We start from the raw sequence: 23,559 nt of genomic DNA on the forward strand, positions 1-23,559 counted from the left end.
CGCGACGCGGGACGGACCGGCATGATCGACCCATGCGCCGCATCGCCGGAGTCGACGTCGCCCGCGGCCTCGCCGTGCTCGGCATGATGACCGCCCACGTCGGCCCCGACGACCGGGCGTCGCGCGTCCTGCCGGGAGGCTTCGCGCAGCTCGCCGACGGCCGCCCGTCCGCGCTGTTCGTCGTGCTCGCGGGCGTCGGCCTCGCGCTGCTGTCCGGCGGGACCGCGCCCGTCGTGGGCACCCGGCTCGTCCAGGCACGGCTGCGCGTGCTCGTGCGCGCGGTGCTGCTGTTCGTCCTCGGCGAGCTCCTCGTCATGCTCGGCACCCCTGTCGCCGTCATCCTGCCGACGTACGCGGTGCTGTTCGCCGTGGGGTGCCTCGCGCTGCGCTGGTCCGTGCGCACGCTGCTCGTCGTCGCGGCCGCGATCGCCGTGGTCGGTCCGGTCGTCCGCACGCTCCTCGTCGACGGTCAGGAGGCGTGGCAGCCGCGCCCGACGCTGCTCGCCGAGATCGCCGTCGGGCACTTCTACCCGGCGGTCGTGTGGCTCGCGTACCTGCTGGCCGGGCTCGCCGTCGGGCGGTCCGACCTGCGCTCGCGCCGCGTGCGCGCGGTCACGGCCGGCACCGGGGCCGGGCTCGTCGTCGTCGGGCACCTCGGGGCGTGGCTCGCGCGCGACGCGCTCGGCTGGCCGGTGTCGGTCGCGACCACCGAGCCCCACTCGTCGACCACGTTCGAGGTGCTCGGCAACACCGGCGTCGCCCTGCTCGTCCTCGTCGCGTGCCTCGTCGTCGCGGACGCGCTGCCGCACCTCGTGAACCCGGTCGCGGCGGTGGGCGAGCTCGCCCTGTCCGCCTACACCGTGCACGTCGTCGTCATCGCGCTCCTGGGCGACGGCGTCGTGTACGCGCCCGCCGTCGCGTCGTGGCTCGCGTTCCTCGTCACGACGACGGTGCTGTGCTGGTCGTGGCGCGCCGTGCTCGGCCGCGGACCGTTCGAGCGGCTGCTGCACGGCGTCTCGACGCGCGCCGCCGACGTGCGCCCCGACGTCCTGCCCGACGCGCCCGTCCGCGCCGACGCCGCCGTGCCCGCGGGGCGGTCGTCAGGCGACGAACGCGCGTAGCAGCAGCACCACGCCCGTCAGCGCGCCCGCGACGAGCGCGATCGGCACGAGCCGGCGCTCGGCGCGCAGGTTCTCGCGGATCTCGTCCTCCAGCGCGTCGGGGGCGAGCGTCGCCCACCACGCGGCGCGCTCCTCCTCCGTGCGGTGCGTCGGCGTGCTCATGCCGCCACCGTGCCCTTCTTCTCGGTCTTGTCCCACACCTGCGCCGCGCCCTGCCACTCCTTGAGGTACGCGTCCGCGGAGACCGCGCACAGCACCGGCCCGTACCCCACCAGGTAGATGAGGAAGCGCACCGCCCGACGACCGCCGGGCACCCGCTCGAGCTGCTTGAGGAACCACGCGCACACCATCGACAGCACCGGCCACGCGTACAGCAGCAGCGTCCACGCGGTGACGGCGACCGGGCCCAGCTCGAGGTCGAGCGCCGCGGGGATCCGCTCGTCCCACAGACCGGGGACGAAGACGGCCGCCATGATCACGAGGAAACCGAGCCCCGGGAACATCAGGGCCTCCAGCCAGGACCGTCGCGCCGTCTCGCGGTCCAGCATGAGCGTCGTCGCCGTGATGAACACGTACGCCGTGATCGCCGCCCACCACAGCACCTGGAACATCTGCGTCGCGAGCAGCTCGTCCATCAGGAACAGCCCGATGAGGCCCACGCTCGCCGCGGTCATGAAGAACGGCAGGAGGTAGATCGCGAACCACATGAACCCGAACAGGAACGACCCGAGCCGGTGCTGGCGCGTCGGACGGAACCACATGCGCCGGAAGCGGCTCGAGATCTGCACGTTGCCGCGGCCCCAGCGCAGACGCTGCTTCCACAGGCCCGTGACCGAGTCCGGCTCCTCCGCGAGCACGACCGCCGACGGGTCGAACACGACGAGCCGCCCGTCCAGCTGCGTCATGAACGTCGTCATCGTGTCCTCGGCCAGCGTGGAGGTGTCGACCTGCCCGCCGATGGCCTCGATGTTCGCCCGTGAGTGCAGCTGTGCGCCGCCCGCGAGGCAGTCCATCGCCCCCACGACGTTCTCGGCGCGCCGCGCCGCCGCCTGACCCGTCACGTACTCGTACCCGATGAACCGCGTGACCGCCGACGGCCGGCGCGAGCCCTCGCGGATGTACGCGGACACCGCCCCGACGCGCGGGTCCGCCAGGTGGCGCGTCATGCGGCGCAGCGAGTCCGGCCGGTAGACGACGTCGGCGTCCATGATGAGCAGCGCCTGCATCCAGTCGTCCGCGAGCGCCTGCCGGATCCCGTGGTTGAGGGTGTGCGCCTTGCCCTGACCGCCGTGCTCCCGCCGCAGGTGGAAGACGCGTCCCGGGAACCGCTCCGCGACCGCTCCCACGACCGCGGGGGTGTCGTCGGTGCTCGCGTCGTCGATGACGAAGATCCGGACCCGGTCGGGCGGGTACTCCAGCGCCATCAGCCGTTCGAGCGAGGCCGTGAGCACGGGTGCCTCGTTCCACGCCGGGATCAGCACCACGACACGCGGCAGGTGCGGGGCCGCCCGGCGCAGGTGCGAGCGCAGCGCGTGGAACGGCACGATGCCGTACAGCACGATGCCCCCGACGACGGGGATGAGCGCCGTGGCCACGCACGCCACGAGCAGCGCGACGAGCACGTCGCGCAGGATGTCGACCATCGGTCCTCCGGTCCGTCACGGGGGCGACCTGCCGCGTCCCGGACGCCCTGCTGCCGATCGACGACGCCCTCTGCTGCACGCCCCGTCGACCACGCTATCCACGCGCGCGCCGACTCGCGTGCGCAGCGACCGCGCGTCGCCCGGACGCCGTGGGTCCGCCGTAGCCTCGGGACGTGCCCGACGCCGCGTTCTCCGACCCTCGCCTCGCCGCTCTCTACGACCCGCTCGACCCCGACCGGTCGGACCTCGACGTGTACGCGGCGCTCGTCGACGAGCTCGGAGCGCGCACCGTGCTCGACGTCGGCTGCGGCACGGGGACGTTCGCGGTGCTGCTCGCCCGCCGTGGCGTCGACGTCGTCGGGGTCGACCCGGCGGTCGCGTCGCTCGACGTGGCGCGCGCCAAGCCGGACGCCGAGCGGGTCCGCTGGGTCCACGGCGACGCGACGACCCTCCCGCCGCTGGGCGTCGACCTCGCGGTGATGACCGGGAACGTCGCGCAGGTGTTCGTCGCGGACGACGACTGGGACGCGACCCTGGCCGGGCTGCATGCCGCGATCAGGCCGGGTGGGCACCTGGTGCTCGAGACCCGCGTGCCGGCGCGCGAGGCGTGGCGCGACTGGACCCGGGAACGGACGTGGTCCCGGGACGACGTGCCCGGCGTGGGCGTGGTCGAGACGTGGACGGACCTGCGGGACGTCTCCCCCGGCCGCGCGACGTTCCGCTCGACGTACGCGTTGCGGACGGCACCGTGCTCACGTCGGACTCGACGCTGCGGTTCCGCGAGCAGGACGAGGTCGTCCGCTCGCTCGCCGCGGCGGGCTTCACGGTCACCGAGGTCCGGGACGCGCCGGACCGGCCGGGGCGCGAGTGGGTGTTCGTCGCCCGACGCGACTGACGCGCCGGGCGGGCGTCGCGCCGTCAGGCGGCGAGTGCGACGAGCGCGGCGACGACGGCGAGGAGCGGCACGGTGCCCTGCGATGCCGCCGCGCGCACCATGCGACGGTCGGCGGTCACGAGGACCAGTGCCGCCGCGAGCATCGAGCCGCACGCCAGGAGCACGAGCGCGAGCCCGACGTCGTGCGACCCGGTCGCCGCGACCAGCACCCCGGCGAACGCACCGAACGCGAGGAACAGGTTGTAGAAGCCCTGGTTGTACGCCCACGGGCGCACGGCCGGCACGTCCTCGGCGCGCGTCCGGAACCGCCCGTGCACCTCGGGCCGCTCGAATCGCAGCGACTCCAGCACGAAGATGTAGACGTGCAGGAGGCCCGCGAGGGCGGCCAGGACCAGGGCGACGGTGAGCACGACGACAGTCTGTCGGCGCAGCACCGACGCGCGCCAGGCCGGGGTACGGGCCGACCTACCCTGGAGTCGTGACCACGACCGCCGACGCGCCGACGCGCGTGCTGCCCGCCGCCGACTGGCAGGCGCTCGCAGCCGCGCACGCGGAGCGCGCGGACGCGTTCACGGCAGGGCACCGCGAGCGCCGGCAGCGCCGGGAGCGGCACGCGGTCGAGGACTTCCTGTTCGAGTACTACCCCACGAAGCCCGCGACGCTGCGGCGTTGGCACCCGGGTGCGGGCGTCGCGCTCGGACCCGCACCGGACGGTCCGCCGCCGCACGCGCAGTGGCGCTGGTACCGGGTCGCCGCCGACGGGACGGCCGGGCTCGACGTCGACGCCTTCCTCGCGGAGCGGGGCGACACCGTGGCGTTCGTCGCCGCGCTGCTCGGTGCGACGCTCGACCGGCCCGCGTTCACGGGGTGCTTCGGGCTGCACGAGTGGGCGATGGTCTACCGGGAGGGCGACGACGAGCACCGGCACCCGCTGCCCCTGCGGCTCGGCGGCACCGGCACCGACGCGGTCGTGGAGTCCCACCGCATCCGCTGCTCGCACTTCGACGCGTTCCGGTTCTTCACGCCGGACGCGGTCGCGCGCAACACCCTCCAGCCGACCCGCGAGCGACAGGTCGCGCTCGAGCAGCCGGGGTGCCTGCACGCGGGCATGGACGTCATGGCGCACGCTGCAGGCACCGGGACGCGCTCAACGGAGCCGCCGCCCCTTACTCGTGAGAGCCAAGCGTTGTATGAGCAGCCGGGTTGTCTTCATGCCGCTATGGATTGCTACAAGTGGGCTCTGAAGCTGGGCCCCCTGGTTCCCGGAGACCTTTTGCTCGACTGCTTCGCCCTAGCGGTCGAAATCCGATACACCGACATGCAGGCGTCCCCCTACGACGTCTCGTCGTACGGGCTGCCACCCATTGCGATCGAGACCCCTGAAGGCAAGGCCGAGTACGTTCGCCTGCAGCGCGGCTATTCCGAACGGTCAAATGAGTTGCGGAGGCGCCTACTCGCGGTCTGCAACTGGATCACAACACCGTCGACCGACTAGTGCCGACGTCGAAGTCACCCACCGACCGCCGGTGGCGTCGTTGCGACGGCGACGCGCGCTGTCCACCATGTACGCATGGCCCGTGACCGCCGAGGCAGACGTCGCAACCCGCCCAACAGGACAGCGACTCGGACGACGAGCAGGCAAAGCACGCCTCGGCTCAGAGTGGTGATCGCAACCTCCCCCAAACGTGAGGTAAGCGGAATAACACTCCAGCACGACGTGCGCCTGGTTCGATCCGCTTTACTCTATGCCGATCATGTAGAGCTCATGAGCCCAGCCGCCGAGATGCTTGGGAGCTTTGACTCCCTTGCGGCGAGCGGCACCAGTGGCCTCCTTGATCTCTTGCTCACACTGGACGACGCCACCATCGCCAGATTTGGGGCCGAACGATTCCCGCCAGGCTGGCGAGACGCCGTTCGAGTCCTCGCCTCATCCGACGACGGCACATGGGAAGCCATGTCGGCGCTGACCGGCCGCGAGGTTCCTCAGGAGATCCGGGACGCGACGCGAGAATTCCGGAATGTGCTCGCGTCGTCAGCGGCGCAAATCCGGACAGAGGCATCACAGATGCTCGATGCGGCGGGCGCCCATGAGCTCGCACCCGCGCTGGAGGCCGGGCTTCTGACCCTCACGCCGGTCGCGACCCTGGGCGGTTCCGTAAGCGACATCGTTGACGTCTTTGCAAAGAACCTCTCCGAACTACTCACGAACTCGAACAGGCATCTCCTTCTCGACGATCAGATCGCCGGTATCGCAAACGCACTCGTTCGCGAGGGCCTTGTGTCACCTAGCCCCCTCGCGCTAGCCAACGCCGGAGAGGCAGCCGTGGCACACGGATTGATCGCGCGCCTCCCGGCCTTCGACACTGCACCGACGGATGAAATTCTCGACTTGCGGCGAGATCTCGACCTACCGCTCAAGCGATACCGTCGCGCGGTAGCGGAGATGTCAGCCCGCCTTCGCTCGGGCCCACTGGACGGCGATATCGCTGCGGAGATCGACCACCTCTACCTGCATGAAGTGGAGCCCGCCCTAGCGGAGATTCGCGAAGGAATGGCGGATCACGGTCTCGTCCGTGAGATCGCGCGCACGCTAGCGCTGGACATAAAGCCGCTCATCACTGGCGCGGTGGGTTCAGTCATCGCACTGAGCGGGGTGTCACTCGCAAATCTGGGGACGCTGGTTGCCGCAACCGCAGGGTCGGCTCCCCTGGGTCTCGCCGCCACTGCCGCGGCCGCGCAAGCCGTCATCGAGAAGCAGAAAGGCGAGGCCGCGAGTCGGAGCCACGAACTCTTCTATCTGTTCGAGGTTGACCGGCGACTCTCGCAGTAGGCACCGCCTCGGACAGTCGATCGCCGAGCGAGATGCATGCAGGGACCAAGATGGACGTCTACAAGTGGGCGCTCAAGCTCGGGCCCGCGGTCCCCGGCGACCTCCTGCTCGACTGCTTCGCCCTGGCCCGGCGGATCCGGACGCTCGACATGCAGGCGTCGCCCTACGACGTGACGTCGTACGGCCTGCCGGCCGTGGCGATCGAGACGCCCGAGGGCAAGGCCGAGTACGTCCGCCGGCAGCGGGAGCACGCGACCGAGGGGAACGCGCTGCGGCGCCGTCTGCTCGGGGTCTGCACGGCCCTCGGGGCGTCGCGGCGCCCGCACGGCACCGGCGAGGCGTGAACGGGTGAATTGTGCGGCGGCACGCCGCGCCGACCGGGCGAAATCCGCCCGATCCGGACATCCGCACCGTCCGGGCTCCTAACGTCGGGGGACGTGACGACCTCGTCCCCGATCGCGGCCCAGCGGGAACCGCGCCGCCTGGCCTCGCTCGACGGGCTGCGCGGCGTCGCCGCCCTCGTGGTCGTCGTGCACCACAGCCTCCTGACGTCCGCGATGATGCTCGGCCCGTACCTCAAGGAGCCCGTGCGCTTCGACCCGTGGACGTGGCAGTGGTTCCTGACGGCGACGCCGCTGCACCTCCTGTGGGACGGGACGAGCGCCGTCTTCGTGTTCTTCGTCCTGTCCGGTCTCGTGCTCGCGCTGCCCGCGGCGAGCGGGGCCCCCGCGCGCTGGGACGTGTACTACGTGCGCCGGCTGCTGCGCCTGTACCTGCCGGTCTGGGGCTCGCTCGCGTTCGCGTGGGTGACGACGGTGCTCGTCGACCGGCACCAGGGCGTCGGCTCCACGTGGCTGCAGCACCGCGAGGCGTACTCCCTGTCCGGCGTGCCGCGCGACGCGCTGCTGGTCACCGGCGTGGACGCGCTCAACGGCTCGCTGTGGACGCTCCAGTGGGAGGTCCTGTTCTCGCTGCTGCTGCCGGCGTACCTGCTCGCCGCTCGCCTCCTGCGACGGTGGCTGCCCGCCGTCGCGGTACTGCTGCTCGCGCTGGTCGGCGTCGGCTGGGTCGTGAACTCGCTCGGGCCGCTGCGCTACCTGCCGGTGTTCGGGCTGGGCGTCGTCATGGCCTTCGAGCGGGACCGGCTGCACCGGCTCGCGGCCGCGATCGACGCCCGGCGACGCGGCTGGGCGGTCGCGTACGCGGGCGTCGTCGTCACGGTGAGCGCCTACTGGCTGATCTTCCTGGTCGCGACGCCGAGCGAGCTGGTCGCCGCGTTCGGGCACACGACGGGCGTCGCGGGCGCCGTGCTGGCGGTGTTCTGCGCGATGTACGGGCCCGCGTTCCGGCGCGCGCTCGAGTCCGCACCCGTGCAGTGGCTCGGCACCCGGTCGTTCAGCCTCTACCTGGTGCAGGAGCCCGTGGTGACGGCCGTCGCGATCGCCTGGACGGCCACCGTAGGCGCCGGGCTCACGGTCGCGGTCGCGGTACCGGTGTCGCTCGCCTGCGCGGCCCTGTTCTACCTCGCCGTCGAACGGCCGTCGCTGCGCCTGTCGCAGCGGGCGGGCCGCGCGGTCGCCGCACGGCGGCCGCTCACCCGGTCCCGGACGCGCCACCCGGCTCCCGCCGTCCCGGCCGACGTCCGGTCAGCCGCCGACGGATCGACGCCCGTCGCGACAGGACGGTGAGGGCACCGGGCGGGAGACGGTGCAACGCGGCCGCGTACTGGTCGGGGTCGAGCGACGCGACGACGGACGCGCCGTCGGCGTCCGACTCCAGCAGCGAGTCGCCGATCCCCCGCGCACCCCAGACGTCGGCGTGCGCGACGACCGGGACGACGGCCCGGAACGCGGGCCACACCGCGTCGTCGACGGGCAGCCAGTCGACCGTGCGGTAGCCCGTGCCCGCGGGCAGACCGGCGGCCGCCCGCAGCACCGCGGCGGCGGAGCGCTGCTCGTCCGTCCAGCCCGCCACGCGCTCCTCCGGCAGGTCGACGCCGACGGCGACCACGTCACCGCGCAGCGCGTCGAGCAGGGCGCCGAGGCCCGACGTGCGGGACGTCGGCCCGAGCGCGACGGCGAACTCGACGCGCGGGGCGGCCGAGAGCAGACCGGGCGGGACGTGCACGTCGCACGCGACGAACCGGTCCGCGTGCTCGACCTCCAGCACGCACCGCGCGCACGCCCCCACGACCGACGCCGCGTGCAGCGCACCGGGGTGCTCCGCCCACGCGTGCCCGCAGTCGCCGCACACCGCGCGCAGCCGCGGCCCCCGCTCGCCGAACGACGCCATGGACCACCGTCCCCTGGGCCCGTGCGGCCACGCTGCCGGACCGCCAGGTTCATCATGGTCCCGGGGCGGGACGAACGGGACGGTTCCGGCGCACCGACCACCCGACCGGCCCTCTGACGGCGCGGTGTCACCCGCGCGCGACGCCGTGCGTGCCCGCCGGCGCAGGTGGCGACGGCCCGGTGCCGCTCAGGCGGCCGGGTCGCTCAGGCGGCCGGGTCGCTCGACGCGTGGTCGCCGTGCGTGACGCGGCCGGCGTCGTCCGCACCCAGCAGCCACCGGACGGTCCGGGTGGCGGCAGCACCCGCCGCCTCGTCGACGCGCCGGCGCACGCGTCCCGGCGGCGCGACGCCGAGGTCGTCGAGCGCCCAGCCCGGCAACGACGCCACGGCCGCGCGCACGAGCGCCACGTACCCGGCACGCATGCTGCGCGGCACGGGCGGCTCGTGCAGCAGGAACTGGGCGGCGTCCCGTGCGGCGACGCTCGGACCGAGCACCGGGCGGAAGTCCTCGATCGCCGCCGCCAGCCCCGCGACCGTCGTCGGCACCTTGGCCGCGCCGAGCGCCCGGCCCACGACCGCGGCCTGCGCGACGTACTCGTCGGCGGCGCGGTCGTCGAGCGGGTGGACGCCGTACCGACGGTGCGCGCGCAGGAAGCTGTCGATCTCCGCGACGTGCACCCACCGCAGCAGCCGGGGGTCGTCCGCCGCGTAGTCGATGCCGTCGGGCGTCCGACCGCGGATGCGGCGGTGCACGGCCCGCACCCGCTCGACCGCCGCCGCCGCGTCGTCGGCCGTCCCGAAGACCGTGTCGGCGAGGAACGTGCTGGTCCGCGCGAGCCTGCCCCACGGGTCGCCGCGGTAGCCCGAGTGCGCGCCGACCGCCGCCATCGCCGCCGGGTGCAGCGACTGCAGCAGCAGCGCGCGCAGCCCGCCGACGAACATCGACGCGTCGCCGTGCACGGTCCGGATCGCGCTCCCCGGCGGGAACCACCGCGGCCCGGGCGTCCCGTGGATCCGCTCGCGCTGCTCGACGCCGTCCGGTCCGGCCACGCGCAGGAAGAGCCGTGTGCCGGCCTCCCGTCGCGCGTCCGCGACCCAGGTCCGGGGGCCGGGCCGGGGCGCCCGTGGCGCGGAGCGTGCGGTGGGGCGGCCCGCTGTCGTCGTCATGCGGCCGATCGTCTCCCGGCGCCCGCCGTTCTGCGAGCGGACGTTTCACCCGCAGGATCGGCACGAACCGGTTGTTTCCGGGCACCCGCGCGCGCCACGCTCGTCGGGTGAGCCCCGGGGCACCGACGCCGCCGGGGCCGTCCGCGCCAGGGGGTCCGTCATGCGCCGTCGCCGTCCCGTCGTGCTCGTCGTCGTCGCGCTCGGCGCGACGCTGGTCGCGTCGCCCGCGTCCGCGCGACCACCGCAGCCCACCTGCGGCGAGACCCTGACGCGCAGCACGACCCTGCTCGCCGACCTCGTGTGCACGACCGCGCCCGGCCTGCGCCTCGCGCCCGGTGTGACGCTCAACCTGGGCGGGCACACGCTCCGCGGCCCCGGCAGCGGGAACGGGCTCGACGTCGCCTGGAGCGGGCCGGTCGTCGTCCGCAACGGCACGATCACCGGCTGGGGCACGGGCGTCGACACGTGGGCCGACGTCGACCCGGACGCCGACCCGGAGGCCGAGGCCGGTCCACTCACGGTCACCCGCGTGACGTTCGAGGGCAGCGGGCGCGGCATCGACGCGTCCGGCGAGTCCGGGACGGGTCGCTTCCGCAAGACGACGACGATCGACCGGTCCGTCTTCCGGGGGCTGGACCAGGCGATCCAGGGCGACTGGTTCGCCGAGGTGGCGGTGGACCGGTCGACGTTCGCCGACAACCGGATCGGGCTGTGGACCGAGGGGGCCGCCACCGTGACGGACAGCACGTTCGCACGTCACCGGTGGGCGCTGCGGGCGACGGAGGCGTCGCTCGACGTCGCCGGCTCGACGTTCGTCGACAACGAGACCGCCGTGGGGCCGATCTTCAGCGCCGCCGCGAGCGTCGACAGGAGCCGCTTCGACGGCAACGGTGTCGCCGTCGACACGAGCGGCAGCTTCGTCATGTCGGTCCGGGCGTCGCGGTTCACGGCCAACGACCGGGCCGTCTCGCTCGGCGGCTACGGCGAGGTGCTCGTCGAGGGCAACGTCCTGCGCGGCAACCGGGTCGCGATCGGGAGCACGGCGCCCGACGCCCTCTCCGAGGCGACGGTCGTCGACAACACGCTGCGCCTCAACGGCGACGGCATCGTCCTCGACGACGCCGACGCGTCGGTGCGGGTCGGCGGCAACGACGTGCGCCGCAGCACCGGCTGGGGCATCTACGCCCCCGGCGTGACGGACCTCGGCGGCAACGTCGCGCGCGGCAACGGCAGCGACCCGCAGTGCGTGGGCGTCGTCTGCACGGCGTCCTGAGCCCGGCGTCCCGGGTGACCGGCGGACGGCCGTCAGTCCCGCGCGTACCGCCGGACGAACGCCGCGAGGATGCGGGGCGGCGCCCACACGTCGGCGCCGCGCACGCCCGCGAGCACCGCGTCGGCCTCGTCCGGCTGGAAGTAGCCGTACTCGCGGTACACGCGGATCCGGGTCGAGATGCCGTCCACGTCGAGCTCGGGGTGGAACTGGGTCGCGTAGAGGTTCGTGCGCACACGGAACATCTGGACCGGGCAGGCGGGCGAGGACGCGAGCAGCGTCGCCGTGGGCGGCAGGACCCGGCACGCCTCCTTGTGCCCCACGAACGCGTCGAAGGTGTCGGGCACGTCGGCGAGCAGCGGGTCGGCCCGCCCGTCGGGCGTGAGCGTGATGCGCACCGCGGAGATCGGCTCGGCGTGGACGCGGTCGATCACACCGCCCTGGTGCACGCCGAGCGTCCCGACGCCGTAGCACGCGCCCAGGAACGGCAGGTCGCGCGCGACGACCTCGTCGAGCAACGTGGACATCTCCTTCTCGACGCGCACCTGCACCGCCGACTTCTCGTCCTGCGGGGTGCTCGCGTCGAACGGGCTGCCACCGACGAGGATGCCGGACAGCCCGTCGAGGTCGAGGTCCGGCATCGGCCCCGCCTCGAGCCGGACCCGGTGGAGCTCCTCGGGTCGCAGGTGGCCGTAGGCGAGCATCGCCGCGTACTCCGCGTCCGCGGCGACGTCCTGCGCCCGCGACGCGAGCAGGACGAACGGCTTCATGCGTCGAGCGTGCCACCGGCCGCGTGCGCGGTCGCGCCGGAGCGGTTCACCCGGGCGAAAAAGGTGCATAACGGACGCGCTTCTCGTTCCCCCGTCGCGAGACTGGCGCACGATGCGCCCCTCCCGGGGCGCGCGACCCAGGGGGAGACCACATGAGACTCACATCAGTGCTGTCCGGACTCGCGCTCGCCGTCTCGGGCGTGCTCGTCGCCGCACCGGCAGGGGCGCTCGACCCGGCGCCCGCCTGCGGGACGCTCCTGACGACCGACACCGTCCTCACCGCCGACCTCACGTGTCCGGCGGGCACGGACGGCCTCGAGCTCGCCGAGGGCGTCACGCTGGACCTCGGCGGCTTCACGCTGAGGGGCCCCGGCACGGGCGTCGGGGTGAAGGTCCAGGTGCTCGGCGACGCAGGTGTCCGCAACGGCACGATCGCGGGCTGGAGCACCGGCATCCGCAACGACGCGCCCGAGTTCGAGATCGACGGCGTCGTCACCATCGCCGACGTCACCTTCACCGAGAACGGCACCGGCGTGGACCCGTCCGGTCGGTGGGGCGCCTCGGGCAAGACGTACGAGGTGAGCGACTCGACGTTCACCGCCAACTCCGAGGGCATCGGGGCGTTCTACGGCTACGCGCACGTCGTGCGGTCGGTGTTCAGCGGGAACGCGTCCGCCGTCAGCCTCATCACGGCGGGTGTCTTCGTCGAGGACTCGCGCATCGAGAACAACTCGACGGGGCTGTACTGCGACGAGTCGGGCTGCCGGGTGCACCGGTCGACCCTCGCCGACAACGGTGCGGCTCTCGACGTCCGGACGTTCGGCGCGGAGGTCGTCGACTCCGTGCTGGAGCGCAACGACGTCGGCCTGCGCTCGTTCGGCGCGTGGGGCCCGAATTACGTCAGCGGGTCCGAGCTCGTCGACAACGGCACGGGCATCGAGCTGCAGACGAGCTCCGCGCGCGTGCTCGACAACGTGTTCCGGGGGAACGGTCTGGCCTTCACGACCGACGGCTCCGACCCGACGTGGTTCGACGAGACGCTCGTGCGCGGCAACCTCTTCGAGCGCAACGACGACGCGATCTTCTTCGACGAGATCGAGGGCGGACCGAACACGCGCCTGGAGCGGAACACCGCGAACTACAACCGCGGGTGGGGCATCCACGCGCCGGGCGTGGTCGACGGCGGCGGCAACAAGGCGAAGCGCAACGGCAACGAGCCGCAGTGCGTGGGCGTCGTCTGCCCCGGCTCCAAGCCGCGTTCCTGACCGCGAGCCTGGCCGGCGCGGGTCGGTCCCCGCGCCGGCCAGGGCGGTCGCGCCGAGCGCTCGGCGGCACGCGCGGCCGTGCACGTGGGAGCATCGACCGCGATGAGCACCGCGACCCTCGCCGACCGCATCCCGGCGGACCCGACCGACGCCGACGCGCTGTACGAGGCGTTCACGGGGTGGGCCGCCGACCGCGGCCTCGCCCTCTACCCGCACCAGGAGGAGGCGCTCCTCGAGCTCGTGACGGGCGCGCACGTGATCCTGTCGACGCCGACGGGCTCCGGGAAGTCGCTCGTCGCGACGGCCGCGCACTTCGTCGCGCTGGCCCAGGGCCGTCGCACGTACTACACCGCACCGCTCAAGGCGCTGGTGAGCGAGAAGTTCTTCGCGCTCGTCGAGGCGTTCGGCTCGCAGAACGTCGGCATGATGACGGGCGACTCGGCCGTGAACCCGACGGCGCCGATCGTCTGCTGCACCGCCGAGATCCTGGCCAACCTCGCGCTGCGCGACGGCGAGGACGCCGACGTCGGCCAGGTCGTCATGGACGAGTTCCACTTCTACGCCGACCCGCAGCGCGGCTGGGCGTGGCAGGTGCCGCTCCTGGAGCTGCCGCGCACGCAGTTCCTGCTGATGTCGGCGACGCTCGGCGACGTGTCGTTCTTCCGCGACGACCTGCACCGCCGCACGGGCCTCGACGTGGCCGTCGTCGCCAACGCGCAGCGTCCTGTGCCGCTGACGTTCACGTACGCGGTCGAGCCGCTGCACGAGCTGCTCGACGAGCTCGTGAAGACGCGCCGCTCCCCCGTCTACGTCGTGCACTTCACGCAGAAGGAGGCCGTCGAGCGCGCGCAGTCGCTGCTGTCGACGACGCTCGCGAGCCGCGAGCAGCGCGACGCGATCGCCGCCGAGCTCGGCGCGTTCCGGTTCGGGCCCGGCTTCGGCCGCACGCTGTCGCGACTGCTGCGGCACGGCGTCGGCGTGCACCACGCGGGCATGCTGCCGAAGTACCGCCGGGTCGTGGAGCGCCTCACGCAGAAGGGTCTGCTGCCCGTCGTGTGCGGCACGGACACGCTCGGCGTCGGCATCAACGTGCCGATCCGGACCGTCCTGCTCACGAGCCTCGTGAAGTACGACGGCGTGCGCATGCGGCACCTGTCGGCGCGTGAGTTCCACCAGATCGCCGGGCGCGCCGGCCGCGCGGGCTTCGACACCGTCGGCGAGGTCATCGTCCTCGCGCCCGAGCACGTCATCGAGAACCGCCGGGCGCTGGAGAAGGCCGGTGACGACCCCCGCAAGCTCAAGAAGATCGTCCGCAAGCAGGCGCCCGCCGGTCACGTGAACTGGACCGACAAGACGTTCGAGCGCCTGCGCGACGCGCCGCCCGAGCCGCTGACGTCGTCGTTCGCGGTGTCGCACGCGATGGTCCTGCACGTCCTGGCCCGCCCGGGCGACCCGGTCGCGCACATGACGCGGCTGCTCACCGACAACCACGAGCCCGAGGCCGCGCGCGGGCGGCACGTGCGCCGCGCGATCGCCGTCTACCGGTCGCTGCGGGCGTCGGGCGTCGTCGAGCGGCCCTGGGTCGAGGACCCGTCGGCGCCGCACGGTCGCCGTCGCGCCGTCCGGCTCACGCACGACCTGCCGCCCAACTTCGCGCTCAACCAGGCGCTGTCCCCGTTCGCGTACGCCGCGCTCGACCTGCTCGACCGCGACGACCCGGCGTACGCGCACGACGTCGTGTCCGTGCTGGAGGCGACGCTCGACGACCCGCGCCAGGTGCTCGCCGCGCAGGAGAACCGCGCCCGCGGTGAGGCCGTCGCCGCGATGAAGGCCGACGGGCTCGACTACGACGAGCGCATGGCGCTGCTCGAGGACGTCACCTACCCGAAGCCGCTCGCGGAGCTGCTCGACGCGGCGTTCACGACGTACCGGCAGACCAACCCGTGGGTCGCCGACCTGGCGCTGTCGCCCAAGTCGGTCGTGCGCGAGATGCACGAGAAGGCGATGACGTTCGCCGAGTACGTGTCGCACTACCAGCTCGACCGGACCGAGGGCGTCCTGCTGCGCTACCTCGCCGACGCGTACCGCGCGCTGCGCCAGACGGTCCCCGAGGACGCCCGCACCGAGGAGCTGTGGGAGATCGTCGAGTGGCTCGGCGACCTCGTGCGGCGCACCGACTCGAGCCTGCTCGACGAGTGGGAGCGCCTGTCGAACCCGCTCGACGAGCCCGGGGCCGACGCGCCCGGCGGCACCGACGACGACACGCCCGAGCCGATCACGGCCAACCCGCGCGTCTTCCGGGCACTCGTCCGCGGCGCCCTGTTCCGGCGCGTCGAGCTCGTGGCGCGTGAGGCGTACGACGCGCTCGCCGCGCTGGGCGACCGCGACGACGAGGGCGCGCCGTGGACGTCGGACCGGTGGGCCGACGCGCTCGACCCCTACTACGACGACCACGACGAGGTGCTGACGGGTCCGGCGGCGCGCGGCCCCGCGCTGTTCCAGGTGACCGCCACCCCCACGACGTGGCAGGTCAGACAGCTCCTCGACGACCCGGAGGGCGACCACGACTGGCGCATCGACGCCGTCGTCGACCTGCCCGGCTCGGACGAGACGGGTGAGGTCCAGCTCCGCGTGACGGCCGTCGGGCCGCTCTGACGACGGCGCCGCGGACCCGCCCGCCCGCCGCCGGAAGCCCGGCGAGGCAGGACTCGGTGAGGTAAGGCTCCGCTGTGTTTGCGCAGGTCAGGGCAGCCTTTCCTGCGATGACAAGCAAGACCGGGGGTGCCTACGGTGGCACCATGAGCGCCCTGTCGACCCACCTCGTCGGACCGCGCCGCTCCCCCGAGGGGAGCTCTGTCGAGCCGTCCGCCCCGAACCCCGAGCCCCTGAGCGCCGGCCGGCTCAACCGGCTGCGTGCCGCCGTCCTGGGCGCCAACGACGGCATCGTGTCCGTCGCCGCGATGGTCGTCGGCGTCGCCGGTGCGGCCCCCGCGCGGTCGGCCGTCGTCACCGCCGGCATCGCCGGTCTGGTCGCGGGCGCGCTGTCGATGGCCGCCGGCGAGTACGTCTCGGTCTCCTCGCAGCGGGACGCCGAGCGCGCGGGCATCGCATCGGGCGCGCTCGACGACGACACCGAGCTCACCGACCCCTGGCACGCCGCCGGCGCCTCGCTCGTCGCGTTCCTCGTCGGCGGTCTCGTGCCGGTCCTCGCGGTCCTGCTGGTCCCGACCGCGGCCGCGCGCGTGCCGGTCGTGGCCGCGGCCGTGATCGCCGCGCTGGTCGTCACCGGTGCACTGAGCGCCCGCGCCGGCGGCGCACCCGTCCGACGGGCCGTGCTGCGCAACATCGTCGGTGGCGGGCTCGCGATGGCCGTGACCTACGGCGTCGGGAGCGTCGTCGGGCTCGCGCTCTGACGCCGCGCCGGCCGGAGGGTCAGGCGCCGTAGGCGGCGAACGGCCGGTCGGTCGGGACGATCTCCTTGCCGAGCGGCAGCAGCGACACCGGGATCATCTTGAGGTTCGCGATGCCGAGCGGGATGCCGATGATCGACACGAACAGCGGGATCGCCGTGACCACGTGGCCGATCGCGAGCCAGATCCCCGCCACGACCACCCAGATCACGTTGCCGATCGTCGACCACGCCCCCGCGGTCGGCTTGTCGACGACCGTGCGGCCGAACGGCCACAGGGCGTAGCCGGCGATGCGGAAGGACGCGATCCCGAACGGGATCGTCACGATCAGCAGGCAGCACAGCACCCCGGCAGCGACGTACCCGAGCGCGAGCCACAGTCCCGCGAGGACCAGCCAGATGACGTTGAGCAGGGTCTTCACTCCCCCAGCCTGCCATCCCCGCCCGGTCCCGCGCGGGTCCGGACGGCCCGGTCGGCGCGCACCGGTCCGGCCTAGGCTGACGCCCGTGGCGAAGAAGGACGCGAAGCACGCCCCCTCCGGGACCCCCGCGCTCGTCGCGCTCGCGGCGGCCGGGGTGCCGCACACCGCGCACCCGTACGAGCACGACCCGGCGAGCGACGTCGGGTACGGGCTGGAGGCCGCGCAGGTCCTCGGCGTGCCCCCGGAGCAGGTCTTCAAGACGCTCATGACGAGCGTCGACGGGCGGCTCACGGTGGCCGTCGTGCCGGTGACGGGCAAGCTCGACCTCAAGGCCCTCGCGCAGGCCGCGGGCGGCAAGAAGGCCGCCATGGCGGCGAAGCCCGACGCGGAGCGCGCGACCGGTTACGTCGTCGGGGGGATCTCCCCGCTCGGCCAGAAGACCGCGCACCCGACCGTCGTCGACGAGACGGTGTGGCTGTTCGACACCGTGTTCGTCTCCGGCGGGCGGCGCGGGCTGGACGTCGAGCTCGCGCCCGACGACCTGGTCCGGCTCACGGCCGCGACGGTCGCCGACATCGCGCGCGGCTGACGGCGCCCCTGCGGGTACCGTCTGACGCCGTGACGACCACCGCGCCCGCGGGCGACGACGAGCGCGCGCTGCTGGCCGACCGTCTGGCCGCCGTGCGTGCGCGCGTCGCCGACGCCTGCGCGGCCGCGGGCCGCGACCCGCGGTCGGTACGCGTCCTGCTCGCCACGAAGACGGTCGACGCCGCCCGCGTCCGCGCCGCGCTCGCCGCCGACGCCGCCGCGGTCGAGGCCGACGGGACGCTCGCGCCGGTGCTGATCGGCGAGAACCGCGTGCAGGAGCTCGTCGCGAAGGGTCCGGCGCTGGCCGACCTCGGCCCGGTCACGCACCTGATCGGACCGCTGCAGTCCAACAAGGTCAACGCGGCGCTGCGGTGGGTGTCGTGCGTCGAGTCGGTCGAGTCGCTCGCGCTCGCGCGCCGGCTGGCCGGACGCTGCGCGGACCGTGCGACGCCGCTCGACGTGCTGGTGCAGGTCAACGTGTCGGGCGAGCCGACCAAGCACGGGGTCACGCTCGACGCCGCGGCGGACCTCGCGACGACCGTCGCGGCGCTGCCCGGGCTGCGGCTCGCGGGCTTCATGACCGTCGGCCTGAGGTCGCCCGACCCCGCCGCGGTCGGCGCCGGCTACGCGGCGCTGGCGGCCGTGCGCGACGACGTGGTCGCGTCCGGCGAGCCCGGGACCTCGGAGGCGCGCGAGCTGTCGATGGGCATGAGCGGGGACCTGGAGGTGGCCGTCCGCCACGGCGCGACGCTCGTGCGGGTCGGGTCGGCCGTGTTCGGGGCGCGCCCACCGGCCTGAGACGCCCGTCCCGGGTGTCCGCCGCGCAGCAGCACCTCCTGGGCCGTCCGGAGCTCGGCACGGGCGCTGCGGTGGAGGCGGGCGTGGAGGTCGCGCTGGTGCAGCAGGTGCATCCGGCGCAGGTCGCGCTCGAGCAGCGTCATGGTGGTCCCTCCTCGCCCGGTCGCCGGCTGAGGAGACGCGGGCGGGGCACCAGATACGTCTCCGGGTGTGACGCCGGTCGCACCTCCGTGCTGCTCGTCGTGTCGTCCGCGTCACCGGACCGCCGCGGCGGACGCGAGGATGGGGCCATGTCCCCCGCACCGCGCCGACCCCGCTGGGTCTACGGCTCCGGCGACGAGCCCGACGCCCGGTTCTCCCTCGCCAACGAGCGGACCTTCCTCGCCTGGGTGCGCACGTCGCTCGCGCTGCTGGCCGGCGGCGTCGCGCTCGAGGCGCTCGACCTGCCCGTCGAGCCGGGGCTCCGGCTCGCGGCCGCGACGCTGCTCGTCGTGCTCGGCACCGCGGCTCCGCTGCTGGCCTGGCTCGGCTGGGCGCGCGCCGAGCGCGCGATGCGCCGCGGCGATCCGCTGCCGCCGCCCGTCGGCTTCCTCGCGCTCGTCGTCGGCGTGCTCGTCGCGGGCCTGCTCGTCCTGCTCGGGCTCCTGCTCGCGTGAGCGTCGAGGACGTCGGCCTGGCTGCCGAGCGCACACGCCTCGCGTGGCGCCGCACGGCCCTCGGTCTCGCGGCGGGCGGGGTCGCGGCGGGTCGGCTCCTGCAGGACGTGGTGGGACCCGTGTCGTGGCTGCTCGCGGTCGCGGGCCTCGTCGGCGCGGGCCTCGTGCTGGTCGCGGCAGGCCGCCGCCGGGGGTGGCTGCTCGCCACGCGCCGCGGCGACCGCCCGGGCGGCCTGCTCGTCGCCACGTGCGCCGTCGGCGTGACCCTGCTGGGCGTCGCGGCCCTCGCCGTCGTCGTCGTCCCCGCGCTGCGCTGATCGCGGGGCCTACCCGCCGCGGGACCGGCCCGGCGAGCACGGCCCGCCGCCTCCCTCGTCAGGGGACGCGGGCCGTCCAGGCGGGGTCGGCGAACTTGGTGCGCGCCAGCTCCTGCGCCCGGGCCAGCTCCTCCGGCCGCAGGTCGCCGTCGACGGCCGTGTAGCGCGACGCGAAGTGCGCGCGGAACGCGGCGATCACGGCCTCGCGCGACAGGTGCGTCTGCGAGCGCACCGGGTCGACCCGCTTGTTCGCGCTCGGTGTGCCCTTGTCGGACAGCTTCTCGCGCCCGATCCGCAGGACCTCGAGCATCTTCGTCGCGTCGATGTCGTACGACATCGTCACGTGGTGCAGGACCGCGCCACCGACGACGCGCTTCTGCGCCGACCCGGCGATCTTCCCGGCGGGCGACGAGATGTCGTTGAGCCCGCTCAGCTCCGCGCGCACGCCCACGTCGGCGAGCGCGCCCAGCACCCACTGGTTGAGGAACGCGTACGACTCCTCGAAGCTCATGCCGTCGACCAGCGACGCGGGCACCACCAGCGAGAACGTGATGCAGTTGCCCGCCTCCATGAACATCGCCCCACCGCCCGACACGCGCCGCACGACGGTGATCCCGTACCGCTCGACGGCCTCCAGGTCGACCTCGTTGCGCAGCGACTGGAACGAGCCGATGATCACCGCCGGCTCGACCCACTCCCAGAACCGCAGCGTCGGGCCGCGCCGCCCCGCCGCGAGCTCCTCGGTGAGCACCTGGTCGAGCGCGGCGTGGACCGCGGGCGGCAGCGGGCCCGGGTGCAGGACCTCGAACGCGTGGTCGGACCAGGCGGTCGACAGCCCGAGCGCCCGGCGCACCGCGACCGCCACCGCGCGCGCGTCGAAGCCGACCATGACCGGCGGCTGCGACAGGCGGCCCTCGGTGTGCGCCGCGGCGAGCGCGTCGTCGACCGCGGCCGCGAGCCGCGGCGTCGGGGCGTCGGCGGGCTGGCCGTCGAGCGCGGCCCGGACGACGTCGAGCGCCTCGTCGGGCTCGAGGAAGAAGTCGCCGCTCACGCTCGTGCCGCTCAGCACGCCGTCGCGCACGTCGACGTCGACCACCACGAGCTTGCCGCCCGGAACCTTGTACTCGCCGTGCACGCCCCCACCCTAGGCGGACGTCAGCCGAGCGCCAGCACCGCCTCCTGCGCCCGGTGCTGGACCATCGTGTCGAGCGACTCCGGGTCGCCGAGCGTGTCGAGGGCGTCCTGGGTGTCGCCGCCCGCGAGCGCCGACGCGGTCCAGGTGACGATGGTGTTGCCGACCAGCAGGTGCCCCCGGTAGGCGGGGACCTCGTCTCCCTCCGCCGCGTGCACGACCGGCTGCACGATCGACGGGTAGACGCCCTGGCCCTCGATCGCGGCGTCGGCCGTCCACGTCGCGCCGTCCACCCCGGGGTTGACCTGGGAGTACGTCGGGCACGCGTCGACCGTCGTGACGAGCTGGGCGAACGCCTGGCGCGCGGACGCCGGGTCGGGCAGCACCGCCACCTGCTGGACGAAGGTCATCGCGTCGTTCGCCCAGATGCGGCCGCCGTACGCGGCGGGGGGCTGCGCGACGACCGTCACGGCCGGCGTGCAGGACGCCGGGTCGACGCTCGACCCCTCGGGCAGGCCCCAGACCATCTCCCCCGTGTCGGTCCGCTCGATGCCGTCGCGTGCTGCGGGGACGTCCGTCTCCAGGTCGACGTCCGTGACGAACAGCGACCCGAGCGTCGCCGCGTCGAAGACGGCCTGGTCGGCGGGCGGGACGACGCTGACCGTCGGCGAGGGCGTCGGTGTCGCGTCCGTCGCGGTGCTGCCGGTCGACGGTTCCGGTACGGGAGCGGCGCTCGCCCACGGCCGGACGACGAGCAGCACGACGGCGACGACGACCGCGACGACGAGGAGCCACCACCAGCCGCGCGAGCGCCGGTCCTGCGGTGGCGGCGCACCCGAGCCGGGTCCCCCGAGCGCGCCGCGCGGTGGTGCGGCGTCGGGCGTGGTCCCGTCCGGCTGCGGCATGGTGCCCGCCACGTCCTCGCTCCTCCCGACGGGCCGGTCCAGGTCAGCGGACCCGTCAGCACGACCCTAGGACCAGGCCCGGGGCCCGCGAGGGCGAAATCTCAGCGAGGCTCGACGCCTCGTGCGTGCAGCCCCCAGATGGTCGAGTCGGTGAGCGCCTCCCACGAGGCCTCCAGCAGGTTCGGCCCGACGCCGACCGTGCTCCACGAGCGCTGGCCGTCGGTCGTCTCGATGAGGACGCGGGTCACCGCGTCGGTGCCGTGCATCGAGTCGAGGATGCGGACCTTGAAGTCGATGAGCTCGAACGTCTCGACCTCGGGGTACACGCGGACGAGCGCCTGCCGCAGCGCGTGGTCGAGCGCGTTGACCGGGCCGTTCCCCTCGCCGGTGCTCACGATGCGCTCGCCGCCGGCGTGCAGCTTGACCGTCGCCTCGGCCGTCGCGAGGGTGCCGCGCCCGCCGACCCGCTCGACGATCGTGCGCCACGACTCGACCCGGAAGTACTGCGGGCGCGCGCCGTGCACCTCCTCGACGAGCAGCAGCTCGAACGACGCGTCCGCGGCCTCGTACGTGTACCCGCGGGCCTCGGCGTCCTTGACGCGGTCCGTGATGCGGCCGAGCACCTCGGGCTGCCCCGACAGGTCGAAGCCGAGCTCGCGGCCCTTGAGCTCGATCGACGCCCGCCCGGCCATGTCGGAGACGAGCATGCGCATGTCGTTGCCGACCTGCATGGGGTCGATGTGCTGGTACAGGTCGGGGTCGACCCGGATCGCCGACGCGTGCAGCCCCGCCTTGTGCGCGAAGGCGCTCGCGCCGACGTACGGCTGCCGCGCGAACGGCGAGATATTGGTGATCTCGGCGACTGCGTGCGCGATGCGCGTGAGCTCGGCCAGGCCGCCGGGCGCGTCGTCGGCGCGGCGCAGCACCGGCAGGCCGTACTTGAGCTCGAGGTTGGCGACGATCGACAGCAGGTCGGCGTTGCCCGTGCGCTCGCCGTACCCGTTGACGCAGCCCTGCACGTGCGAGCAGCCCGCCTCGACGGCCGCGAGCGTGTTCGCGACCGCGCAGCCCGAGTCGTTGTGCGCGTGCATGCCGAGCACCGCGTCGGGCCCGACGGCCTCGCGGATCTCCTGCACGATCTGCGTGACCCAGGCGGGGATCATGCCACCGTTGGTGTCGCACAGCGCGACGACCTCGGCGCCCGCCTCGAACGCCGTCAGGACCGCCGCGCGCGAGTACGCCGGGTCGAACCGGTAGCCGTCGAAGAAGTGCTCCGCGTCGACGACCGCGCGGCGCCCCTCGCGCACGAGCAGCTGCACGGTGTCCGCGATCATCGCGAGGTTCTCCTCGCCCGTCGTGCGCAGCGCGCGCTCGGCGTGCCGCAGGTCGCTCTTCGCGACGAGCGCGACGACGGGCGCCTCGGAGTCGAGCAGCGCGCGCACCTGCGGGTCGTCGACGGCCCGCGTCCCGGCCTTGCGCGTCGACCCGAACGCCGCGAGCTCGGCGTTCTTCAGGTCCAGCTCCTTCGCCGCGCGCTTGAAGAACTCCGTGTCCTTCGGCACCGCGCCCGGCCAGCCGCCCTCGATGAAGCCCACGCCGAGCTCGTCGAGCAGCGGTGCGATCGCGAGCTTGTCCGCGACCGAGAGGTTCATGCCCTCCTGCTGGGCGCCGTCGCGCAGGGTCGTGTCGTAGACCTGGAACGACAGGGCCGTGGGCTGGGTGGCTGCGGTCACGGTCGGCTCTCCTCGGTGCGGGGACGGGCGTCCCGGCGGCGTCCTGACGCTACCTGCGGGTGGCGGCGTCCGGTGCCGTCGCCCACGCGGGTCCTCGTCCGCCCTGCGGCGGGCCCGGACCCGCGCGGGAGGCGGCGTCCCGTCGACCTGCGGCCCCGCGGTGGTGGGCGGTGACGTCGGTCGGCGTGCGGCCGGGCGGGGGTGGTGCCCGACCAACAAAAAGACCCCCCGAGAACGGGAGGTCTGCGCGTCAGCGGTGTCTGCTGACGCGCTACTCGATAATGAGCGTGAAGATGGTCACGGCCTCATCGTGGCACACGTCACGGTGAGTGGTCACTCGTTCCACC

Annotated in this window: 23 protein-coding genes and 2 pseudogenes; 15 read left to right on the forward strand and 10 right to left on the reverse strand. The window is 73.9% G+C overall.

What is annotated here, in order from left to right; all coding sequences use genetic code 11:
* The first annotated feature begins 32 nt into the window (after positions 1-32).
* Positions 33-1,121 carry a heparan-alpha-glucosaminide N-acetyltransferase domain-containing protein gene (locus OOT42_RS14255; RefSeq protein WP_273651849.1) on the forward strand — a complete coding sequence of 363 codons (1,089 nt, stop codon included), beginning with the start codon at positions 33-35 and terminating at the stop codon, positions 1,119-1,121.
* Here the strand turns inward: OOT42_RS14255 and OOT42_RS14260 are convergent.
* Both OOT42_RS14260 and OOT42_RS14265 read right to left on the reverse strand, forming a co-directional pair.
* A complete protein-coding gene (locus tag OOT42_RS14260) occupies positions 1,101-1,283 on the reverse strand; it encodes a hypothetical protein (RefSeq protein ID WP_273651850.1) in 183 nt (60 codons plus the stop codon). The two genes, OOT42_RS14255 and OOT42_RS14260, sit on opposite strands and share 21 nt — an antisense overlap.
* On the reverse strand, positions 1,280-2,764 hold the full coding sequence (locus OOT42_RS14265; protein WP_273651851.1) for a glycosyltransferase: 1,485 nt from the start codon (positions 2,762-2,764) through the stop codon (positions 1,280-1,282). Before OOT42_RS14265 ends, OOT42_RS14260 begins: the two co-directional genes overlap by 4 nt.
* Positions 2,765-3,090: 326 nt before the next feature.
* Between OOT42_RS14265 and OOT42_RS14270 the strand changes: the two are divergent.
* Together OOT42_RS14270 and OOT42_RS14275 are read left to right on the forward strand one after the other, a co-directional pair.
* Positions 3,091-3,327: pseudogene (locus tag OOT42_RS14270) on the forward strand (class I SAM-dependent methyltransferase); the annotation flags it as partial.
* 185 nt (positions 3,328-3,512) lie between these two features.
* Complete coding sequence (locus OOT42_RS14275) at positions 3,513-3,659, forward strand: hypothetical protein (RefSeq protein ID WP_273651852.1); 147 nt, start codon at positions 3,513-3,515, stop codon at positions 3,657-3,659.
* 23 nt (positions 3,660-3,682) lie between these two features.
* On the opposite strand, the gene OOT42_RS14280 is transcribed toward OOT42_RS14275, so the two are convergent.
* Positions 3,683-4,069, reverse strand: coding sequence for a DUF1304 domain-containing protein (locus tag OOT42_RS14280; protein ID WP_273651853.1), 387 nt, complete (start codon positions 4,067-4,069; stop codon positions 3,683-3,685).
* A gap of 68 nt (positions 4,070-4,137) precedes the next feature.
* On the opposite strand from OOT42_RS14280, the gene OOT42_RS14285 reads away from it, so the two are divergent.
* The 4 genes and pseudogenes from OOT42_RS14285 (at position 4,138) to OOT42_RS14300 (ending at position 8,177) form a co-directional block, all read left to right on the forward strand.
* Complete coding sequence (locus OOT42_RS14285) at positions 4,138-5,154, forward strand: 3-methyladenine DNA glycosylase (RefSeq protein WP_273651854.1); 1,017 nt, start codon at positions 4,138-4,140, stop codon at positions 5,152-5,154.
* Between the two features lie 168 nt (positions 5,155-5,322).
* A complete protein-coding gene (locus OOT42_RS14290) occupies positions 5,323-6,489 on the forward strand; it encodes a hypothetical protein (RefSeq protein ID WP_273651855.1) in 1,167 nt (388 codons plus the stop codon).
* Positions 6,490-6,512: 23 nt separating this feature from the next.
* Positions 6,513-6,833: pseudogene (locus OOT42_RS14295) on the forward strand (3-methyladenine DNA glycosylase); the annotation flags it as partial.
* A gap of 93 nt (positions 6,834-6,926) precedes the next feature.
* Positions 6,927-8,177, forward strand: a complete 1,251-nt coding sequence (locus OOT42_RS14300) for an acyltransferase family protein (RefSeq protein ID WP_273651856.1) — start codon at positions 6,927-6,929, stop codon at positions 8,175-8,177.
* Here OOT42_RS14300 and OOT42_RS14305 read toward each other — a convergent pair.
* Entirely contained in the window at positions 8,083-8,781 is a 699-nt protein-coding gene (locus tag OOT42_RS14305; protein WP_273651857.1) for a hypothetical protein, read from the reverse strand. The two genes, OOT42_RS14300 and OOT42_RS14305, sit on opposite strands and share 95 nt — an antisense overlap.
* A 203-nt stretch (positions 8,782-8,984) precedes the next feature.
* Positions 8,985-9,947, reverse strand: coding sequence for an oxygenase MpaB family protein (locus OOT42_RS14310; RefSeq protein WP_273651858.1), 963 nt, complete (start codon positions 9,945-9,947; stop codon positions 8,985-8,987).
* 160 nt (positions 9,948-10,107) lie between these two features.
* On the opposite strand from OOT42_RS14310, the gene OOT42_RS14315 reads away from it, so the two are divergent.
* Positions 10,108-11,220 carry a right-handed parallel beta-helix repeat-containing protein gene (locus tag OOT42_RS14315; protein ID WP_273651859.1) on the forward strand — a complete coding sequence of 371 codons (1,113 nt, stop codon included), beginning with the start codon at positions 10,108-10,110 and terminating at the stop codon, positions 11,218-11,220.
* Between the two features lie 32 nt (positions 11,221-11,252).
* Here the strand turns inward: OOT42_RS14315 and OOT42_RS14320 are convergent, their stop codons facing one another.
* On the reverse strand, positions 11,253-11,987 hold the full coding sequence (locus tag OOT42_RS14320) for a glutamine amidotransferase (RefSeq protein WP_273651860.1): 735 nt from the start codon (positions 11,985-11,987) through the stop codon (positions 11,253-11,255).
* 152 nt (positions 11,988-12,139) lie between these two features.
* On the opposite strand from OOT42_RS14320, the gene OOT42_RS14325 reads away from it, so the two are divergent.
* The 3 genes from OOT42_RS14325 to OOT42_RS14335 all read left to right on the forward strand — a co-directional run bounded on the left by OOT42_RS14325 (position 12,140) and on the right by OOT42_RS14335 (position 16,665).
* Positions 12,140-13,252, forward strand: a complete 1,113-nt coding sequence (locus OOT42_RS14325) for a right-handed parallel beta-helix repeat-containing protein (RefSeq protein ID WP_273651861.1) — start codon at positions 12,140-12,142, stop codon at positions 13,250-13,252.
* A gap of 102 nt (positions 13,253-13,354) precedes the next feature.
* Positions 13,355-15,907, forward strand: coding sequence for a DEAD/DEAH box helicase (locus tag OOT42_RS14330; protein WP_273651862.1), 2,553 nt, complete (start codon positions 13,355-13,357; stop codon positions 15,905-15,907).
* A 143-nt stretch (positions 15,908-16,050) separates the two neighbouring features.
* A complete protein-coding gene (locus tag OOT42_RS14335; RefSeq protein ID WP_273651863.1) occupies positions 16,051-16,665 on the forward strand; it encodes a VIT1/CCC1 transporter family protein in 615 nt (204 codons plus the stop codon).
* A gap of 19 nt (positions 16,666-16,684) precedes the next feature.
* Here the strand turns inward: OOT42_RS14335 and OOT42_RS14340 are convergent, their stop codons facing one another.
* Entirely contained in the window at positions 16,685-17,083 is a 399-nt protein-coding gene (locus tag OOT42_RS14340; protein ID WP_273651864.1) for a YccF domain-containing protein, read from the reverse strand.
* 85 nt (positions 17,084-17,168) lie between these two features.
* On the opposite strand from OOT42_RS14340, the gene ybaK reads away from it, so the two are divergent.
* The 4 genes from ybaK (at position 17,169) to OOT42_RS14360 (ending at position 19,442) form a co-directional block, all read left to right on the forward strand.
* The gene (gene ybaK, locus OOT42_RS14345; protein ID WP_273651865.1) at positions 17,169-17,672 is read left to right on the forward strand and encodes a Cys-tRNA(Pro) deacylase; all 504 of its coding nucleotides are present in this window, start codon (positions 17,169-17,171) and stop codon (positions 17,670-17,672) included.
* A gap of 29 nt (positions 17,673-17,701) precedes the next feature.
* Positions 17,702-18,469 (forward strand): YggS family pyridoxal phosphate-dependent enzyme, encoded by a 768-nt coding sequence (locus tag OOT42_RS14350; protein ID WP_273651866.1) that lies wholly within the window; start codon positions 17,702-17,704, stop codon positions 18,467-18,469.
* Positions 18,470-18,759: 290 nt separating this feature from the next.
* Positions 18,760-19,125 carry a YidH family protein gene (locus tag OOT42_RS14355; RefSeq protein ID WP_273651867.1) on the forward strand — a complete coding sequence of 122 codons (366 nt, stop codon included), beginning with the start codon at positions 18,760-18,762 and terminating at the stop codon, positions 19,123-19,125.
* Positions 19,122-19,442 carry a DUF202 domain-containing protein gene (locus OOT42_RS14360; protein WP_273651868.1) on the forward strand — a complete coding sequence of 107 codons (321 nt, stop codon included), beginning with the start codon at positions 19,122-19,124 and terminating at the stop codon, positions 19,440-19,442. The genes OOT42_RS14355 and OOT42_RS14360 overlap by 4 nt, the downstream gene beginning before the upstream one ends.
* Positions 19,443-19,500: 58 nt before the next feature.
* On the opposite strand, the gene OOT42_RS14365 is transcribed toward OOT42_RS14360, so the two are convergent.
* The 3 genes from OOT42_RS14365 to cimA all read right to left on the reverse strand — a co-directional run bounded on the left by OOT42_RS14365 (position 19,501) and on the right by cimA (position 23,131).
* A complete protein-coding gene (locus OOT42_RS14365; RefSeq protein WP_273651869.1) occupies positions 19,501-20,577 on the reverse strand; it encodes a lipoate--protein ligase family protein in 1,077 nt (358 codons plus the stop codon).
* A 20-nt stretch (positions 20,578-20,597) separates the two neighbouring features.
* Positions 20,598-21,491 carry a sensor domain-containing protein gene (locus tag OOT42_RS14370; protein ID WP_273651870.1) on the reverse strand — a complete coding sequence of 298 codons (894 nt, stop codon included), beginning with the start codon at positions 21,489-21,491 and terminating at the stop codon, positions 20,598-20,600.
* 89 nt (positions 21,492-21,580) lie between these two features.
* On the reverse strand, positions 21,581-23,131 hold the full coding sequence (gene cimA / locus OOT42_RS14375) for a citramalate synthase (RefSeq protein ID WP_423776016.1): 1,551 nt from the start codon (positions 23,129-23,131) through the stop codon (positions 21,581-21,583).
* Between the last annotated feature and the right edge of the window lie 428 nt (positions 23,132-23,559).

This window comes from Cellulomonas fimi, assembly GCF_028583725.1.
In the GTDB taxonomy this organism is placed as follows: Bacteria; Actinomycetota; Actinomycetes; order Actinomycetales; family Cellulomonadaceae; genus Cellulomonas; species Cellulomonas fimi_B.